Origin of the sequence: Pantoea sp. UYEF8 (assembly GCF_040546285.1) — a bacterium.
Classification (GTDB): domain Bacteria; phylum Pseudomonadota; class Gammaproteobacteria; order Enterobacterales; family Enterobacteriaceae; genus Pantoea; species Pantoea brenneri.
In genome coordinates, this window is sequence record NZ_JBEPNM010000015.1 from 43209 (window position 1) to 60616 (window position 17408).

Genomic DNA, 17408 nt, shown 5'->3' on the forward strand with positions numbered 1-17408 from the left:
TGTTGCTCTATTGTTGCACAGATTCAGCAGATTGCAGGCATGCCAAAAGGGGGATCTGGCGATCCCCTGATGAAAAACGGCAGAGACGGGTCAGTTCATCCAGCGATCGTTTTTCTTGCGGCGCGGCAGCATGTGCGGCAACAGTAAACCTAACAGCAGACCGACACCCAGCACGCCGCCGCCATACATGAACCACTGCATGATGATAGTGCGCTGCTTGTCATCAAGCTGGACGTTTGCCGCACTGACTTTCTTCTGCGCAACGATCAGCTCGTTTTTCAGCTTCTGGTTTTCGCCCTTCAGCCCGTTGATCACGCCGTCGCTACTGGCGACTTTATTCTGCATTTCAGCGGTGCGCTGATTCCAGCTGTTGTCGATATTATCCAGCTTGGCGGTAAGATCTTTAACCTGTTGTTCCAGCTGCGGCACCCGGGTACGCAGGCTGGGACTGGCGCTCAGCTGCGACAGGGGGATCCAGGTAGTGCGGCCTTCCGAGTCACGGATCTGGCCATAATGGGTATCATTATTGGTCTGAAGCAGCTGCACCTCTTCCCCGGCATTCAGCTTACCGAGCAGGCGAAACTGATCGCCCGGTCCGCTGCGAACCCAGGTCGATAATTCATCAGACACGTAGCGTTTTTCGTCGGCGTGGGCAGGTGCAAGGGTGCTGAGGGCCAGCAAAGTGAGTCCAGCGAGTGTGATTTTTTTCATTCGATTTCGTTTTGCTTAGTCTGACTAAAAATTTACCGGCACAGTCTGGAGAGGCCTCACATAAATCACTATGAGAACTATCCTGGTCTCATGAGAGTGCGAAAAGGTCTGCGAAAGCACAAAGAAAGCAGAGACAGCGCGGCTTCTGTGCATTAATCTTCGCCTGATAACCCCTTGCCCTCCAGGCGACAGCATGAGTAACCTGCTGATTATCGCCTGAAATATGCAGGAAACATCCTCTTAAGTGCCAGCGGCGTAGTGAATAAAAAATTATGACCATCGAAATCGAACTAAAGTTCATTGCAACTCCTCAGGCGGCCGGGAAACTGGCTGACCTTGTCGCGGCGTGGCCGCATCAGCATCAGCCTGCGCGCGAGCTGACCAACATCTATTTTGAAACCGACGATAACCAGCTGCGACGCTGGGATATGGGATTGCGCATCCGTGGCGTCGATAAGCGTTATGAAATGACGCTGAAAGCGGCCGGTAAAACGCTTGGCGGGCTGCATCAGCGCCCGGAATATAATGTCGACCTGAGCGAGCCCACGCTGGATATTGCGCAGCTGCCCGCTGACATCTGGCCGCAGGGCACCGACATTGCGGCGTTGCAGTCACGGTTACAGCCGCTGTTTACCACGCATTTCCAGCGTGAAACCTGGCTGATCACCATCGGCGACAGCGAGATTGAGCTGGCGTTTGATCAGGGCGACGTCACGGCGGGCGACCTGAGCGAACCGCTGTGCGAAATCGAACTGGAATTAAAGCGCGGTGAACGAAAAGATATGCTGGCCATTGCCCGACAGCTGGTGGCGCAAGGCGGCCTGCGCATGGGCAGCCTGAGCAAAGCCGCACGCGGTTATCAGCTGGCGCAGGGCAATCCGCCGCGTCAGCTGCGTCCTTTCCCGCTGCTGAAAGCCGGTACCAAAGCCACGGTAGAAGAGGGCATGGTGGCAGCTATGTCGGCCGGTCTCAGTCACTGGCAGTATCACGAAGAAGTCTGGCTGCGCGGCAACGCAGCGGCACAGGATGCGGTGCGTGAAGCGCTGGATGTGCTGCGTCAGGCGTTTTCCCTGTTTGGTGCATTGGTGCCGCGCAAGGCCAGCAGCGCCTTGCGTCAGCAGCTGACCACGCTGGAAGAGACGCTGGTCAACGACGAGGTGGATGCAACCAGCTTCTGCCTCTCATCGCTGGCGGTGGAAACCCAGCTGGCGCTGACGCACTGGCTGGTGGAATCGCAATGGCAGCAGTGGGTGGATGCCAAAGGCCAGGCCAAATTACAAGGCTCGTTTAAACGCTTTGGCGACATCATGCTGAGCCGCATTAATGCCGATCTCAGAGAGACCTTCAGCACGGTTAAGCAGCCTAATGAGTATCGGGATAAAGCGACCCGCCTGTCGCGCCAGTTGCTGGCGGTGCATTTACTGGCCGGCGCTTATCCGCAGGAAGATGTGGCGGTCTGGCTGGCACCATGGCAACAGCTGTTGTCAGCGATTCATGAGCAACAGGAAGCCGGATTAGCCTGGCTGACGACGCAGGCGCTGAAACAGCCACCGTTCTGGCTCACCAGCGGGTCTGCCCGCTAACCTGACCTGTGCCACGCCATCATGGAGGGATTTATGTTGTCAGCACTTCCCGCGTTGTTACGCGAACAGGCGGCACGCGCCGCGCAGCAGCTTGAGGTTCCCCTTGCTTCGCTGAGCACGGAGCAGGCGGCCGGGTTGGCTTTCAGTGATTTTGTGCTGGAAAACCTGCAACAGCATCCCGACTGGTGGCAGGCGATCTGTCATGCGCCGCCGCAGGCTGACGAGTGGCAGCACTACGCTGACTGGCTGAATCAGGTGATGACGACGGTTGATAGCGAAGCCAGCCTGATGCGCGAACTGCGACTGTTTCGCCGCCGGATGCTGGTGCGTATCGCCTGGATGCAGTGCCTGCAACACGCCAGCACGGAACAGAGCCTGCAGCAGTTAAGCGTACTGGCGGAAGTGTTAATCAGCCGGGCGCGCGACTGGGTCTATCAGGATTGCTGTCGTGATTTTGGTACTCCCTGCAACGCCGATGGCGAAGCGCAACCGATGCTGATCCTCGGTATGGGTAAGCTGGGCGGCGGCGAGCTGAACTTCTCATCCGATATCGACCTGATTTTTGCCTGGCCGGAAAACGGCAGCACCCGCGGCGGACGGCGGGAACTGGATAATGCCCAGTTCTTTACCCGCATGGGACAGCGGCTGATTAAGGTGCTTGATCAGCCGACCATGGATGGTTTTGTCTACCGGGTTGATATGCGTCTGCGTCCGTTTGGCGACAGCGGCCCGCTGGTCATGAGCTTTGCCGCTCTGGAAGATTATTACCAGGAGCAGGGACGCGACTGGGAACGTTACGCGATGGTCAAAGCGCGACTGATGGGAGACGAGCACGATCGCTGGAGCCAGGAGTTACAACAGATGCTGCGGCCGTTCGTCTACCGGCGTTATATCGACTTCAGCGTGATTCAGTCGCTGCGTAACATGAAAGGTATGATCAGCCGGGAAGTGCGGCGGCGCGGCCTGAAAAACAACATCAAACTGGGCGCAGGCGGCATTCGCGAAACCGAATTTATCGTCCAGGTGTTTCAGCTGATTCGCGGCGGACGTGAGCGCTCACTTCAACTGCGCGCCTTACTGCCGACGCTGGAAGCGATAAAAGCGCTGGCGTTATTACCCGCAGAGCAGGTCGATGCGCTGCGTGGAGCCTATCTGTTCCTGCGGCGGCTGGAGAATCTGCTGCAAAGCCTGGGTGATGAGCAGACCCAGGCTTTACCTGAAGATGAGCTGCATCGCGCCCGCCTGGCATGGGCGATGGGCAGCGCGGACTGGCCCGCCCTGATGGCGGCACTCGAAAGCCAGATGGCGGCGGTTCGCGCTATTTTTGATGAGCTGATTGGCGAAGATACGCCAGAGATTGGCGATCAGCGCGAGCTGGCGGAATACCAGATGCTGTGGCAGGACCCGCTGGAAGAGAGCGAACTGGCACCGCTGGTGCCACAACTCAGCGATGAACAGTGCCGCACGCTGCACCAGACGCTGGAGGCGTTTCGCCAGGATATCAGCCGGCGCACCATCGGCCCGCGCGGTCGTCAGGCGCTGGACCAGCTGATGCCGCGTCTGTTAAGCGAAGTCTGTCCGCGCGACGATGCTGCCGTCACGCTCAGCCGCCTGACGCCGTTACTGCTTGGCGTGTTGACCCGCAGCACCTACCTCGAATTATTAACCGAATATCACGGTGCGCTGCGGCATTTGATCCGTCTGTGCGCCGCTTCGCCGATGGTGGCCAGCCAGCTGGCCCGGCACCCGCTGTTGCTGGACGAACTGCTCGATCCGGCCACGCTCTACCAGCCCACCGCCACTGATGCCTACCGTGATGAGTTGCGTCAGTATCTGATGCGAATTCCCACCGATGATGAGGAGCAGCAGCTTGAGGCGGTGCGTCAGTTTAAGCAGGCGCAGCATCTGCGTATTGCCGCTGCCGACATCGCCGGCACGCTACCGGTGATGAAAGTGAGCGATCACCTCACCTGGCTGGCCGAGACGATTATCGAATCGGTGGTACGCCAGGCCTGGCATATGATGGTGCAGCGCTACGGCCGGCCATCGCACCTGAGTAATGAGCACGAACGCGGCTTTGCGGTGCTGGGCTACGGCAAACTGGGCGGCTGGGAGCTGGGATACAGTTCCGATCTCGATTTAGTCTTTCTGCACGATTGCCCGGCAGATGCGGTGACCGAAGGAGAGCGCAGCATTGATGGCCGCCAGTTCTATCTGCGCCTCGCCCAGCGCATTATGCACTTGTTCAGTACCCGCACCTCATCCGGCATTCTGTATGAAGTAGACGCGCGGCTACGTCCTTCCGGCGCGGCGGGCATGCTGGTCAGCACCTTTGAAGCGTATGACGAGTATCAGCGCAATGAGGCCTGGACCTGGGAGCATCAGGCGCTGGTGCGGGCGCGCGTGGTGTTTGGCGAACCTGCGCTGGGCGAACGTTTTAACACCATCCGCCAGGCGATCCTCTGTCTGCCGCGTCCCGCTGAGGCGTTACAGACTGAAGTGCGAGAGATGCGAGAAAAGATGCGCGCTCACCTCAGTAACAAGCATAAAGGACGCTGGGAGATTAAAACCGATCAGGGTGGAATCACCGACATTGAATTCATCGCCCAATATCTTGTCTTACGCTACGCCGCTGAACAACCTGAGCTGACGCGCTGGTCCGACAATGTGCGTATTTTTGAACTGATGGCGAAATACCATAAAATGCCCGCCGATGAAGCGCAGGCGCTGACGCAGGCGTACGTTACGCTGCGCGATGCGTTGCACCATCGGGCATTGCAGGAGCTGCCCGGCCATGTGGAGCCGGATGCTTTCGCCGCCGAACGGCAAACGGTTGTTGCCAGCTGGCAGCGCTGGCTTAACTCGCCCGCGTCTCTCCCGGCGTGATGCTGATAGCACAAATCGCAACTGTGCTATCATCCGCGCACTATTTTTAATGCAGTCTGGAGTGTCTGGAATGAAAGTTACTCTGCCCGCGTTCGGCCAAGCCTCAGTGCTGGTCGTTGGCGATGTGATGTTGGATCGTTACTGGTATGGCCCTACCAGCCGTATCTCGCCTGAAGCACCGGTTCCGGTGGTGAAAGTGGACACCGTTGAGGAGCGTCCTGGCGGCGCAGCAAACGTGGCGATGAACATTGCAGCACTCGGTGCCGCCTCACGGCTGATTGGCCTGACCGGTGAAGATGATGCGGCGCGCGTGTTGAGTAACACGCTGAAAGACGTCAATGTACATTGCGATTTCGTGGCGGTGAAAAGCCATCCGACCATCACCAAGCTGCGCGTGCTGTCACGTAACCAGCAGCTGATCCGCCTCGACTTTGAAGAAGGTTTTGATCAGGTCGATCCCGAACCGATCCACCAAAAAATGCGTGCTTCGCTGGCGGCTGCGGGCGCACTGGTGCTGTCTGACTACGCCAAAGGCGCGCTCTGCAGCGTGCAGACCATGATCGCCCTGGCGCGCGAAGCAAACGTCCCGGTGCTGATCGATCCGAAAGGCACCGACTTTGCCCGCTACCGTGGCGCAACGTTGCTGACACCTAATCTGTCTGAATTCGAAGCGGTGGTCGGTAAGTGTAAAAACGAAGAGGAGATCGTGGCGCGCGGTATGCAGCTGATCGCTGATTTCGATCTCTCCGCGCTGCTGGTGACCCGTTCAGAAAATGGCATGACGCTGCTACAACCCGGCAAAGCGCCGTTGCATCTGCCGACTCAGGCCCAGGAAGTTTATGACGTGACGGGTGCGGGCGACACGGTTATCGGCGTGCTGGCTGCGGCGTTAGCGGCTGGTGACTCGCTGGAAGAGGCCTGTTTCCTCGCCAATGCCGCCGCTGGCGTAGTGGTGGGTAAACTCGGGACCTCCACCGTCAGCACCGTTGAGCTGGAAAATGCGATTCATGCCCGTCCGGAGCAGGGCTTCGGCATCATGACCGAAGCGGAGCTGAAAGCGGCAGTCGAAATGGCGCGTCGGCGTGGCGAAAAAGTGGTGATGACCAACGGTGTTTTCGACATCCTGCATGCCGGTCACGTCTCTTATCTGGCCAATGCGCGTAAGCTGGGCGATCGCCTGATCGTGGCGGTGAATAGCGATGCGTCAACCAAACGGCTGAAAGGCGCGAGCCGCCCGGTTAACCCGCAGGAAAACCGCATGATCGTACTCGGTGCGCTGGAAGCGGTGGATTGGGTGGTGGTATTTGAAGAGGATACGCCGCAGCGGCTGATCGCCAGTATCCTGCCGGATCTGCTGGTGAAAGGCGGTGATTACAAACCGGAAGATATCGCCGGCAGTAAAGAGGTGTGGGCCAACGGCGGAGACGTGCAGGTGCTGAATTTTGAAGATGGCATCTCAACCACCAATATCATTAAAACCATTCGCGGCGACAGCTAATACCCGCAGTCAGCGGGAGACCTGCTCCCGCTAAACCGGTGATTAGTTGTTGCTGTCAGTATCAGGTTTGACCACATCTGGAGTAGTGATCGCTGACGGTGCGGGTGACGCGGCAGGAGAGGTCGCTGCGCCCGCCGCTGCGGTGTTTGCCGTAGCAACGGGTGCGCTGGTGGCTGGTGCTGTCGGCGTTGCGCCGCTCTGGCTTTCCAGCTGTGCCAGACGCTGTTCCAGCGCCGCCAGTTTTTCCCGCGTACGCAGCAACACCTGCGTCTGCACATCAAACTCTTCACGGTTGACCAGATCCATACGCGTCAGCTGCGCCTGAAGAACCTGACGAATTTTCTTTTCGACATCATCACCAAACTCACGTACTCCTTTCGGCATCGCTTCGTGAACCTGACGTGCAAGTTGTTCAATTTTTTTCGTGTCGATCATGATGATTTCCTGGTTTCGGGGAGCTGTGTCAGCATTTTACTAACCTGATAACGGTTAAGTGTAATGCCAGAAATGAAAAGGATAAACCTCAAATCGGCAACGCAGGAAATGCAAAAGCAATTGCACTATTGATGATTGCCGCTCCAGATAATCGGCGCTATAGTAAAAACGCTTATTCTCAGGGCGGGGCGCAATTCCCCACCGGCGGTAAATCAGCTTAGGCTGAAAGCCCGCGAGCGCTTCATGATGATGAAAATTCGCCATGAAGGTCAGCAGATCCGGTGTAATTCCGGGGCCGACGGTTACAGTCCGGATGGGAGAGGGTAACGACATCTGTCGGACAATTGTGTCTGCTTCACGTTATTGCCACGTCTTTTTGACGTCACTCCTAAGCACGCCCTGATTCTGGTAACCCATACATTTAAAGGTTTTTATTACCATGAATCAGACGCTACTTTCTGAATTTGGCACGCCTGAACAGCGTGTAGAACGTGCTATCGCCGCCCTTCGTGAGGGACGCGGTGTGATGGTGCTCGACGATGAAAATCGTGAAAACGAAGGCGATATGATCTTCGCCGCGGAAACCATGACCGTTGAACAGATGGCGCTGACCATTCGCCACGGCAGCGGCATCGTCTGCCTTTGCCTGACCGAAGAGCGTCGCCAGCAGTTAGATCTGCCGATGATGGTGGAGAACAACACCAGCTCCTACGGCACCGGTTTTACCGTGACGATTGAAGCGGCCGAAGGTGTGACCACCGGGGTTTCTGCCCAGGATCGTATCTCCACCATTCGTGCCGCGATTGCCGATAACGCTAAACCCAGCAATCTCAATCGTCCTGGTCATGTCTTCCCGCTGCGCGCGCGCGAAGGCGGTGTGCTGACCCGTGGCGGTCACACCGAAGCAACCATCGACCTGGTTACTCTGGCGGGCTTCAAGCCGGCAGGCGTACTGTGCGAACTGACCAACGATGACGGCACCATGGCGCATGCGCCGGAAGCCATTACGTTTGCCAGACAATACAATATGCCAGTGGTAACGATTGAGGATTTAGTGGCCTGGCGTCGTAGCCACGAAACGCGTCACGCCAGTTAATCAGCGTGATGACGCGGTAAAACAGGCCAGCCCGGCCTGTTTTACCGGCGCTTAATCCGCACGTCCGCTTTTGTGGCGGCAATCTGAGCCGTCAGCCAGCCTTCGTCTGATGTTATCCCCGATCGGTCATCTCCTTTATCATCAATCTTATTCAGATTTTCTGAGCATCATCATCAGGCTTATCCGCGTGATATAGCGGGTAAAGCGCGTATCGTAGTGGCTATCAAACATTCAATTCTGAGAACCCGTTATGAGCCAGTCACGTATGCCAGCGCTGTTTTTGGGCCATGGCAGCCCGATGAACGCCCTGGAAGAGAACCGCTATACCACCGCGTGGCGTCACGCGGGCGATACCCTGCCGCGACCCCGCGCCATTATTGCGGTCTCGGCCCACTGGTATACGCGTGGCACCGCAGTAACGGCGATGGCACATCCTCGCACCCTGCATGATTTTGGCGGTTTTCCGCAGGCGTTGTTTGATACCCGCTACCCGGCGCCGGGATCGCCGGAACTGGCTGAACAACTTGTTAGTCTGTTAGCGCCAATTCCGGTACAGCTGGATCACAGCTGGGGATTCGATCATGGCTCGTGGGGGGTGCTGATCAAGATGTACCCGCAGGCGGATATTCCGGTGGTGCAGTTAAGTATCGACAGTACCCAATCGCCGGCCTGGCATTTTGAACTGGGCCAGAAGCTGGCGGCGCTGCGTGACGAGGGCGTGATGATTGTTGCCAGTGGTAACGTGGTGCATAACCTGAGAAAGGTGCGCTGGGACGGTGGCGATGAGGTCTATCCGTGGGCCAGCAGTTTTGAGCAGTTTGTGCGTGACAACCTGACGGCAGAGAGCGACGCGGCTTCGCATCCGCTGGTTAACTTTATGCAGCATCCTGGTGCTGCGCTCTCAAACCCGACGCCAGAACACTATCTGCCACTGTTATATGTGCTGGGCGCACGCCAGCAAGGGGAAGCGATCAGCATTCCGGTGGATGGAATGGAGATGGGCGCGATCAGTATGTTGTCGGTGCAGGTCGGCTGAATGCAAACAGACCCAGGGCGGGTCTGTTTGTCAGGGCATTAATCGATGAAGGCGTGCGGATAGAAGCGGGAAAGATCCTGAGTGATCAGATCGCGATCTTCACGCAGGCCGATACCGGCCGGCTGATCGTCAATCAGCCAGCTACCGATCAGCGTGTAGCTGTCGCCAAATTTCGGCAGCGGATGGAACTGCTGGACGATCATACCTTCTTCGCCATACGGACCGTCGACGCGGGCAATCTCCTGACCGTTTTCAACAATGCGGATGTTGGCGCCTTCGCGAGAGAACAGCGGCTTCACCACATATTTGTCCATCGGCGGCACCTCATCTTCGGCAAAGAAGGCGGGCAGCAGGTTAGGGTGATTCGGGAACATCTGCCACAGCATTGGCAGCAGCGCTTTGTTCGACAGAATGCTTTTCCAGGCCGGCTCCAGCCAGCGTACGCCGGCGTCGCCCAGCTTGGTGGAGAACATCTCGCGTAGCATGAATTCCCACGGATAGAGCTTAAACAGGTTGCTGATGACCTGGTCGTGGACGTCGGTAAACTCACCTTTTTCACCCAGACCAATTTCATCTATGTAGAGAAATTCGCTCGGCAGGCCCGCTTCGGTGGCGCAATCCTGCAGATACTGCACCGTGCCGCGATCTTCGTCAGTGTCGCGGCAGCAGGCGAAATGCAGCCAGTTAAAACCGTGCTGCTGATGCAACGCGGCAAAGCGTGCGATCAGCTTTTCCTGCAGGCTGTTGAACTGGTCACTGCCTGTCGGCAACTGCCCGGCGCTGAGCTGGTCTTCCAGCCACAGCCACTGGAAAAATGCCGCTTCATACAGTGAGGTCGGCGTATCGGCGTTGTTCTCAAGTAATTTGGCGTCGCCTTTGCCATCCCAGGCGAGATCAAGACGGGAATAGAGCGAAGGCTGACGCTGATGCCAGGAATCACGCACAAAATCCCAGGTATGTTTGGGGATGCGGAATTTGGTCAGCAACGCTTCATCGTTAACGACTTTGTCGACCACCTGCAGGCACATCTGATGCAGCTCAGCGGTGACGTCCTCAAGCTGTTCAATTTGTGCCAGCGTAAACTGGTAGTAAGCATCTTCACACCAGTACGGCTCGCCGTGCATGGTATGAAAACGAAAACCGAACTCGGTGGCTTTTTCCCGCCAGCCTGGGCGTTCTGAAATGGCAATGCGTTGCATCGGGGCGTTAGCCTCCCATTGTCCGGCTGGAGGTGCCGGTAGCGCTGCTGCGCTGCATGCTGTTCTGTTTGGCTACCGTCTCGCCAAAGCCACCACGGGTGATGGTCGAGGTGGTGGCAGGCTTCGGTGCCAGCGCCGTCTTCGGCACATTCATGGTTTTGCCTGAGGTGGCAGCACCATAGTTACGACCGGACGCATCAACAAACTGACCGTTTGCCGGGCTGTTAGGGGTTTTGGGTGAAAACAGCGGTTGCTGGGCGAAGCCTGCGCCGCCGCCCATCATCCGGCCCATCATGTAACCGGCCATCAGTGGCATCCAGAAGCTGCCGCCGCTCTGTTGCGCTTCCGCATTGTTGGTGCTGCCGACGCCAGCCTGAGCCGGAGCCTGCTGACACTGATTCTCGCCGAATTCGGCGACGCAATCTTCACGGGTCGCATATTTAGGCGCGGTGCGTTCTGCCTCTTTTTTGGCTTCATTGAAGGCGGTGGTGCACTGCGCACTCTGGCCTGGATTGGCTTTCGAACAGTCATCCGCATTCTGATACATCGAGACGGATTCATCGTTTTGTTCACAACCTGCCAGCATAAATACCGCCGAAACGGCGATCGCGACGGGCGTTAAATGGCGTGCCTGCCAGCTCTTTCGAAAAGCGGCATAGCGAATAGATTTTGTGCGTTTCATTATGATTATCCTGTGCCCAAAGGTAGCGCATAGAATAGGGGATGAGGGGTCAAAATTGAAGCTGAGGGCCTGATACTGTAGGGATCTTTACTTAGCTATACGTTCGATAGAGAGACGGGCCGCAAAGCGACCCGTCAGCGTCATCAGTTACCGAAAGGATTGCTGCTGCTGTTACGAGCTGCAGGGCGTGCTGCGGCGGCAGAGCCGTTGGCAGACGGGCCATTATCCACGCGCGCGGTCTGCTGCGCGTTTTCCGGTGCCACCGTTTCTGGTGACGTTGGGATCTCTTTACCCAGCTGGCTGTTCAGCGCCTGCAGGTTCTGCTCGTTGAGCGTTCCCAGTGCATAGCTGATGTTGAGCTGGTTGATCAGGTAGCTGTAGCGCGCATCAGAAAGCTGCTGCTTAGCGTTATACAGCGCGGTGGTCGCATCCAGCACATCGACGATGGTACGCGTACCGACCTGATAACCGGCTTCAGACGCATCCAGTGAGCTTTGCGCTGAGACCACAGCCTGTTTGTAGGCGTTGATGGTGCTGATCGATGCATTCACGTTGTTAAACGATGAGCGCACGGTCTGCACCGCTGAGCGGTGCGCACTTTCCAGCTGCTCGCTGGCGCTGACAAAATTATACTGCGCCTGTTTCACCTGCGAGGTCACGCTGCCGCCGCTGTAGAGTGGCAGAGAGAAGCTCAGGCCAACCTGGTTAGAACCGGTAATCGAATCGGTCGTACCGGCGCTCTGGTTAGCGCGGCTGCCGCCATATTTGCTGTTGGACATGCCGGTTGAGGCAGTCAGATCCAGCGTCGGCATGTGGCCGGTTTCTGCTGAACGAATCTGCTCACGTGCCAGATCCTGATTCAGACGGGCAGACAGCAACGTCAGGTTACGACTTTCAGCCTGCTTGAGCAGCGCGCTGACCGCATCCGGCTTATCGGTTTTGAAGCGGTCGATATTGAGCGACGCCAGAGCCTGATAATCCATGCCGGTAATCTGGCGCAGTGATTCAACCGCGTTATCCAGATTGTTGCGCGCGGTGACTTCGTTAGCTAATACGCTGTCATACTGCGCACGGGCGTTCTGCACGTCAGTGATCGCCACCAGGCCGACGTTAAAACGTTGGGTGGTTTGATCGAGTTCGCGATAGATCGACTGCTTCTGCGCTTCGGTGTAAGAAAGGGTATCAATCGCTTTCAGTACGTTGAAGTAAGCGGTCGCGGTGTTCAGAATCAAATCCTGCTGCGCAACCTGATAGGTAACGTCCTGGATGCCGGCGGCTTTTTCCTGCAGGGTCAGGGCGCGCCATTTCGACATGTCGAAAATTGTCTGGGTTAATTGCAGCGTGCCGCTGGTCGTGTTGGAATGAAGACCGCTGCTGTCACGGTAGCCGTTGTTATAGGTGTAATCCGCACCCAGACCGAGCTGCGGTAATAATGGGCTACGCGCTTCGTTGATTTTCTCAAAGGCAGAATCGCGATCGGCAGCGGCGCTGCGCAGATCCGGGTTGCTCAGACGTGCTTGTTGATAAACCTGAAGCAGGTCTTCGGCCTGGCTGGCGAAGCTGAAACCGCCCAGGCTCAGCCCAATAAAAAATGGGAGCAGTTTTTTCATTTGCATTCCTTTTGTTGCAGCAAATTGCAGTGGTAGCGCTGCCGGGTAAGCCAAAAAATTATCGCCGATTCTAGCAGAGGGCAACTGTGAGATAAGTTGGCTGAACGTGCCTTATTCCCCTAATTTACGTAAATAATTCAGAAAGAACCACTCAGACGGAGCTCTGTGCCAGGCTTTTTTCGCTCCACCCCAATCTGCATAAGGAACCAGATGATGTCGGAAGAAAAAAAATCCCCTGTGACTTTTACAAAAAACGATGTAGAAATTATTGCACGCGAAACCGTCTACGATGGTTTTTTTTCAGTGGTACGCTATCGCTTCCATCACCGCCGTTTTAATGGCGAAATGAGCGCCGAAGTGCAGCGCGAAGTTTTTGAGCGCGGACATGCCGCCGTGCTGCTACCTTATGATCCCTTACGCGACGAAGTGGTGCTGATCGAACAGATCCGCATTCCGGCCTATGACAGCAGTGCATCGCCCTGGCTGCTGGAGATGGTGGCCGGCATTATCGATCCCGGTGAAACCGTTGAACAGGTGGTGCGTCGCGAAGCGGTCGAAGAAGCAGGATTACAGGTCGGACGGATTAAGCCAATGCTTAATTACCTGGCCAGCCCCGGAGGCACCAGTGAACGTTTATCGGTGCTGATTGGGGAAGTGGATGCCAGCCAGGCAACAGGATGCCATGGTCTGGAGGAAGAGAATGAGGATATTCTTGTCCATGTGGTGAGTCGCGAACAGGCTTATCGCTGGGTGGAAGAGGGGATTATTGACAATGCGGCGTCTGTCATCGCCTTGCAATGGCTGGCGTTGCACCATGAGAAACTACGAGAAGAGTGGATACCACAATGAAACAGCGCTATACCCCTGACTTTCCCGAAATGATGCGGCTGTGCGAAACCAATTTCGCCCAGTTACGCCGCCTGCTGCCACGTGATGATGACGCGGGCGCATCGGTGATCTATCAGGTGAGTGGCGCCCGTTATCAGTTGACGATTCAGGAGTCGACGCGCTACACCACGCTGGTGGAGATCCGCCAGGTGGCGCCTGCCGTGAGCTACTGGAGCCTGCCTTCGATGTCGGTGCGGCTCTACCACGATGCGATGGTCGCCGAAGTGTGTTCAACTCAACAGATCTATCGTTTCAAAGCGCGCTATGATTATCCTAATAAAAAACTGCATCAGCGTGATGAAAAACATCAGATAAACCAGTTCCTCGCTGACTGGTTGCGCTACTGCCTGGCGCACGGCGCGATGGCAGTTCCGGTCTGCTGATGCGTATAATGCGTTAAATGGCGTGGAGACGAAGGAAACGCTTTGGATAGCCTGCTAACTCTTCCTGCAGCGAACGGTTCCGCAATCAGGATTCTGCAAATCACGGACACCCACCTGTTCGCAGGAAAACATGAATCGCTACTTGGGGTGAATACCTGGTCGAGCTATGAGGCGGTCCTGGATGCGATAATTGCACAGCATCGGGACTATGACCTGATCATCGCCACGGGCGATCTGGCCCAGGACCACTCTGTTGAAGCCTATCAGCATTTTGCTGAGGGCATTTCACGTTTGCCCAGGCCCTGCGTCTGGCTGCCCGGCAACCACGATTTCCAGCCCGCAATGGTCGATACCTTAGCTGACGCCCACATCAATCCGCACAAACAGGTGCTGATCGGCGAGCAGTGGCAGATTGTCCTGCTCGACAGCCAGGTGTTCGGCGTGCCGCACGGTATGCTGAGTGACTATCAGCTGGAGTGGCTGGAAAACGCGCTGGCCCGCTATCCGCAACGGCACACTCTGGTGTTGCTGCATCACCATCCGCTGGCGTCCGGCTGCACCTGGCTTGACCAGCATAGCCTGCGTAATTCGCATCAGCTGGATGCAGTGTTGCAACAGTTTCCGCTGGCGAAGACCCTGGTCTGTGGCCATATCCATCAGGAGCTGGATGTCGAGTGGCACGGCCGCCGGGTCCTGGCGACGCCCTCCACCTGCGTACAGTTCAAACCGCACTGCACCAGCTTCGCGATTGATACCGTGGCACCGGGCTGGCGCTGGTTTACTCTGCACCCGGACGGCCAGCTTGAAACCGAGGTTAACCGTCTTGATACCGACATCTTCCGCCCCGATTTAGACTCTGAAGGATACTGACCGATGGCGGCGCTGCTTTATCTGCACGGTTTCAACAGCTCACCCCAGTCGGCCAAGGCGACGCAGTTCCGTCAGTGGCTACAGGCAACGCATCCGGCGATCGAGATGATCGTGCCGCAGCTGCCGACCTTTCCGGCGGATGCCGCCGCGATGCTGGAAGAGTTAGTGCTGAGCCGCAGCGGCGAAACTCTGGGTCTGGTTGGCTCTTCTCTCGGCGGGTATTACGCCACCTGGCTATCGCAATGTTTTATGCTGCCGGCCGTGGTGGTCAATCCTGCGGTACGGCCTTTTGAGTTGCTGGCGGATTACCTCGGCGACAATCAGAATCCCTACACCGGCCAGCAATATGTGTTAGAGTCACGCCACATTTACGATCTGAAAGTAATGCAGATTGAACCGCTGGAAGCGCCCGATTTACTCTGGCTGCTGCAACAAACCGGCGATGAAGTTCTCGATTACCGTCAGGCGCTCGACTATTACAGCGCGTGCCGCCATACGGTTGAAGAGGGCGGAAACCATACATTTACTGGATTCGAGCGCCATTTCCCGCAGATTCTGGACTTTCTCGGTCTGAATCATCCCTGAGTAATGCGGAAATCGCACCCCATTTCACCCTTCTAATCAGACATTTACGATGAGTCAATCAAACTATAACGCGGATGCCATTGAGGTCCTGACTGGCCTTGAGCCTGTTCGCCGTCGCCCGGGAATGTACACCGACACGACGCGGCCCAACCATTTGGGTCAGGAAGTGATTGATAACAGCGTCGATGAGGCGCTGGGCGGCCACGCGAAGCGGGTTGAAGTGATTCTGCACGCCGATCAGTCACTGGAAGTTATTGATGATGGTCGCGGCATGCCGGTGGATATTCACCCGGAAGAGGGCGTGCCCGCGGTGGAGCTGATCCTCTGTCGCCTGCACGCCGGCGGCAAGTTCTCCAATAAAAACTATCAGTTCTCGGGCGGCCTGCACGGCGTCGGCATTTCGGTGGTGAACGCCCTGTCAAAACGGGTGGAAGTCACGGTACGCCGTAATGGCGAAGTGTATGACATCGCCTTTGAAAATGGCGAAAAAGTGCAGGAACTGACGGTCACCGGCACGGTGGCGAAGCGCAACACCGGTACCCGCGTACACTTCTGGCCTGATGAAAGTTTCTTCGACAGCCCGCGCTTCTCGGTATCGCGTCTGTCGCACCTGCTGAAAGCCAAAGCGGTGCTCTGTCCGGGCGTCGAAATCGTCTTTAAAGACAAGCTGAATAACACCGAGCAGCGCTGGTGCTACGAAGATGGCCTGACCGACTACCTGTGCGAAGCGGTTAACGGGCTGCCAACGCTGCCGGAAAAACCGTTCGTCGGCAGTTTTGCCGGTGACGTTGAAGCGGTCGACTGGGCGCTGTTATGGCTGCCGGAAGGCGGCGAACTGCTCACCGAAAGCTACGTTAACCTGATCCCGACCATGCAGGGCGGTACCCACGTTAACGGTCTGCGTCAGGGCCTGCTGGATGCGATGCGTGAATTCTGTGAATACCGCAACATCCTGCCGCGCGGCGTAAAACTCTCTGCGGAAGATATCTGGGATCGCTGCGCCTACGTGCTGTCAGTGAAGATGCAGGATCCGCAGTTTGCCGGACAAACCAAAGAGCGCCTCTCTTCACGTCAGTGCGCGGCCTTTGTGTCGGGCGTGGTAAAAGATGCCTTCAGCCTGTGGCTCAACCAGAACGTACAGGCGGCTGAGCAACTGGCCGAACTGGCAATCTCCAGCGCCCAGCGTCGCCTGCGTGCGGCGAAGAAAGTGGTGCGTAAAAAGCTCACCAGCGGCCCGGCGTTGCCTGGCAAACTGGCGGACTGTACCGCGCAGGATCTGAATAAGACCGAACTGTTCCTGGTCGAAGGGGATTCAGCCGGTGGATCGGCTAAGCAGGCGCGCGATCGTGAATATCAGGCGATCATGCCGTTGAAAGGCAAGATCCTTAACACCTGGGAAGTCTCTTCGGATGAGGTGCTGGCCTCGCAGGAAGTGCACGATATTTCCGTGGCGATCGGTATCGATCCCGACAGCGAAGATCTTTCGCAGCTGCGCTACGGCAAAGTCTGCATTCTGGCGGATGCGGACTCCGATGGCCTGCATATCGCGACCTTACTCTGCGCGCTGTTTGTGAAGCATTTCCGTTCGCTGGTTAAAGGCGGCCACGTCTATGTGGCGATGCCACCGCTCTACCGCATCGATCTGGGCAAAGAGGTTTACTACGCGCTGGATGAAGATGAGAAAGAGGGCGTGCTGGAGCAGCTGAAGCGTAAAAAGGGCAAACCTAACGTTCAGCGCTTTAAAGGGCTGGGTGAGATGAACCCGCTGCAGCTGCGCGAAACCACCCTTGATCCTAATACCCGTCGGCTGGTGCAGCTGACCATCAGTGATGAAGACGTGGACCAGACGTTACGCATGATGGACATGCTGCTGGCGAAAAAACGTTCCGAAGACCGGCGAAACTGGTTGCAGGAAAAAGGCGACATGGCCGACATCGAAGTATAAA

General features: G+C 56.8%; 15 protein-coding genes and 1 riboswitch. Of the genes, 10 read left to right on the plus strand and 5 right to left on the minus strand.

Annotated elements, in window-relative coordinates; translation table 11 throughout:
- Positions 1-90 precede the first annotated feature (90 nt).
- A complete protein-coding gene (locus ABIB18_RS20990; RefSeq protein WP_069729240.1) occupies positions 91-711 on the minus strand; it encodes a TIGR04211 family SH3 domain-containing protein in 621 nt (206 codons plus the stop codon).
- A gap of 272 nt (positions 712-983) precedes the next feature.
- On the opposite strand from ABIB18_RS20990, the gene ABIB18_RS20995 reads away from it, so the two are divergent.
- From ABIB18_RS20995 to hldE, 3 genes are all read left to right on the plus strand, one after another.
- Complete coding sequence (locus ABIB18_RS20995; RefSeq protein ID WP_354475558.1) at positions 984-2294, plus strand: CYTH domain-containing protein; 1311 nt, start codon at positions 984-986, stop codon at positions 2292-2294.
- Positions 2295-2327: 33 nt separating this feature from the next.
- Positions 2328-5180: a bifunctional [glutamate--ammonia ligase]-adenylyl-L-tyrosine phosphorylase/[glutamate--ammonia-ligase] adenylyltransferase gene (gene glnE, locus ABIB18_RS21000; protein WP_354475560.1), complete on the plus strand. Its 2853-nt coding sequence runs from the start codon at positions 2328-2330 to the stop codon at positions 5178-5180.
- A gap of 70 nt (positions 5181-5250) precedes the next feature.
- On the plus strand, positions 5251-6678 hold the full coding sequence (gene hldE, locus ABIB18_RS21005; protein ID WP_031376500.1) for a bifunctional D-glycero-beta-D-manno-heptose-7-phosphate kinase/D-glycero-beta-D-manno-heptose 1-phosphate adenylyltransferase HldE: 1428 nt from the start codon (positions 5251-5253) through the stop codon (positions 6676-6678).
- Between the two features lie 42 nt (positions 6679-6720).
- Here hldE and ubiK read toward each other — a convergent pair whose 3' ends face one another.
- Entirely contained in the window at positions 6721-7113 is a 393-nt protein-coding gene (gene ubiK / locus ABIB18_RS21010; protein WP_354475562.1) for a ubiquinone biosynthesis accessory factor UbiK, read from the minus strand.
- Between the two features lie 170 nt (positions 7114-7283).
- A riboswitch (FMN riboswitch) is annotated at positions 7284-7442 on the plus strand.
- A 110-nt stretch (positions 7443-7552) separates the two neighbouring features.
- Between ubiK and ribB the strand changes: the two genes are divergently transcribed.
- The gene (gene ribB, locus ABIB18_RS21015) at positions 7553-8209 is read left to right on the plus strand and encodes a 3,4-dihydroxy-2-butanone-4-phosphate synthase (protein WP_354475564.1); all 657 of its coding nucleotides are present in this window, start codon (positions 7553-7555) and stop codon (positions 8207-8209) included.
- A gap of 250 nt (positions 8210-8459) precedes the next feature.
- Positions 8460-9245 (plus strand): 4,5-DOPA-extradiol-dioxygenase, encoded by a 786-nt coding sequence (gene ygiD / locus ABIB18_RS21020; RefSeq protein ID WP_354475566.1) that lies wholly within the window; start codon positions 8460-8462, stop codon positions 9243-9245.
- 38 nt (positions 9246-9283) lie between these two features.
- Here ygiD and ABIB18_RS21025 read toward each other — a convergent pair whose 3' ends face one another.
- The 3 genes from ABIB18_RS21025 to tolC all read right to left on the minus strand — a co-directional run bounded on the left by ABIB18_RS21025 (position 9284) and on the right by tolC (position 12736).
- Positions 9284-10444 (minus strand): glutathionylspermidine synthase family protein, encoded by a 1161-nt coding sequence (locus ABIB18_RS21025; RefSeq protein ID WP_354475568.1) that lies wholly within the window; start codon positions 10442-10444, stop codon positions 9284-9286.
- Between the two features lie 7 nt (positions 10445-10451).
- Complete coding sequence (locus ABIB18_RS21030) at positions 10452-11126, minus strand: DUF1190 family protein (protein WP_031376505.1); 675 nt, start codon at positions 11124-11126, stop codon at positions 10452-10454.
- A 143-nt stretch (positions 11127-11269) separates the two neighbouring features.
- A complete protein-coding gene (gene tolC / locus ABIB18_RS21035; protein ID WP_031376506.1) occupies positions 11270-12736 on the minus strand; it encodes an outer membrane channel protein TolC in 1467 nt (488 codons plus the stop codon).
- 213 nt (positions 12737-12949) lie between these two features.
- Here tolC and nudF point away from each other — a divergent pair, with 213 nt between their 5' ends.
- Genes nudF through parE form a run of 5 tightly spaced genes read left to right on the plus strand, consistent with a single transcriptional unit; the run spans position 12950 to position 17407 of the window.
- A complete protein-coding gene (nudF, locus tag ABIB18_RS21040) occupies positions 12950-13585 on the plus strand; it encodes an ADP-ribose diphosphatase (RefSeq protein WP_354475610.1) in 636 nt (211 codons plus the stop codon).
- Complete coding sequence (locus ABIB18_RS21045) at positions 13582-14007, plus strand: DUF1249 family protein (RefSeq protein WP_031376508.1); 426 nt, start codon at positions 13582-13584, stop codon at positions 14005-14007. The genes nudF and ABIB18_RS21045 overlap by 4 nt, the downstream gene beginning before the upstream one ends.
- A gap of 42 nt (positions 14008-14049) precedes the next feature.
- The gene (gene cpdA / locus ABIB18_RS21050; protein ID WP_031376509.1) at positions 14050-14877 is read left to right on the plus strand and encodes a 3',5'-cyclic-AMP phosphodiesterase; all 828 of its coding nucleotides are present in this window, start codon (positions 14050-14052) and stop codon (positions 14875-14877) included.
- A gap of 3 nt (positions 14878-14880) precedes the next feature.
- Positions 14881-15462, plus strand: a complete 582-nt coding sequence (gene yqiA, locus ABIB18_RS21055) for an esterase YqiA (protein WP_312053106.1) — start codon at positions 14881-14883, stop codon at positions 15460-15462.
- A 49-nt stretch (positions 15463-15511) separates the two neighbouring features.
- On the plus strand, positions 15512-17407 hold the full coding sequence (gene parE / locus ABIB18_RS21060) for a DNA topoisomerase IV subunit B (protein WP_031376511.1): 1896 nt from the start codon (positions 15512-15514) through the stop codon (positions 17405-17407).
- The last annotated feature ends 1 nt before the right edge of the window (position 17408 follow it).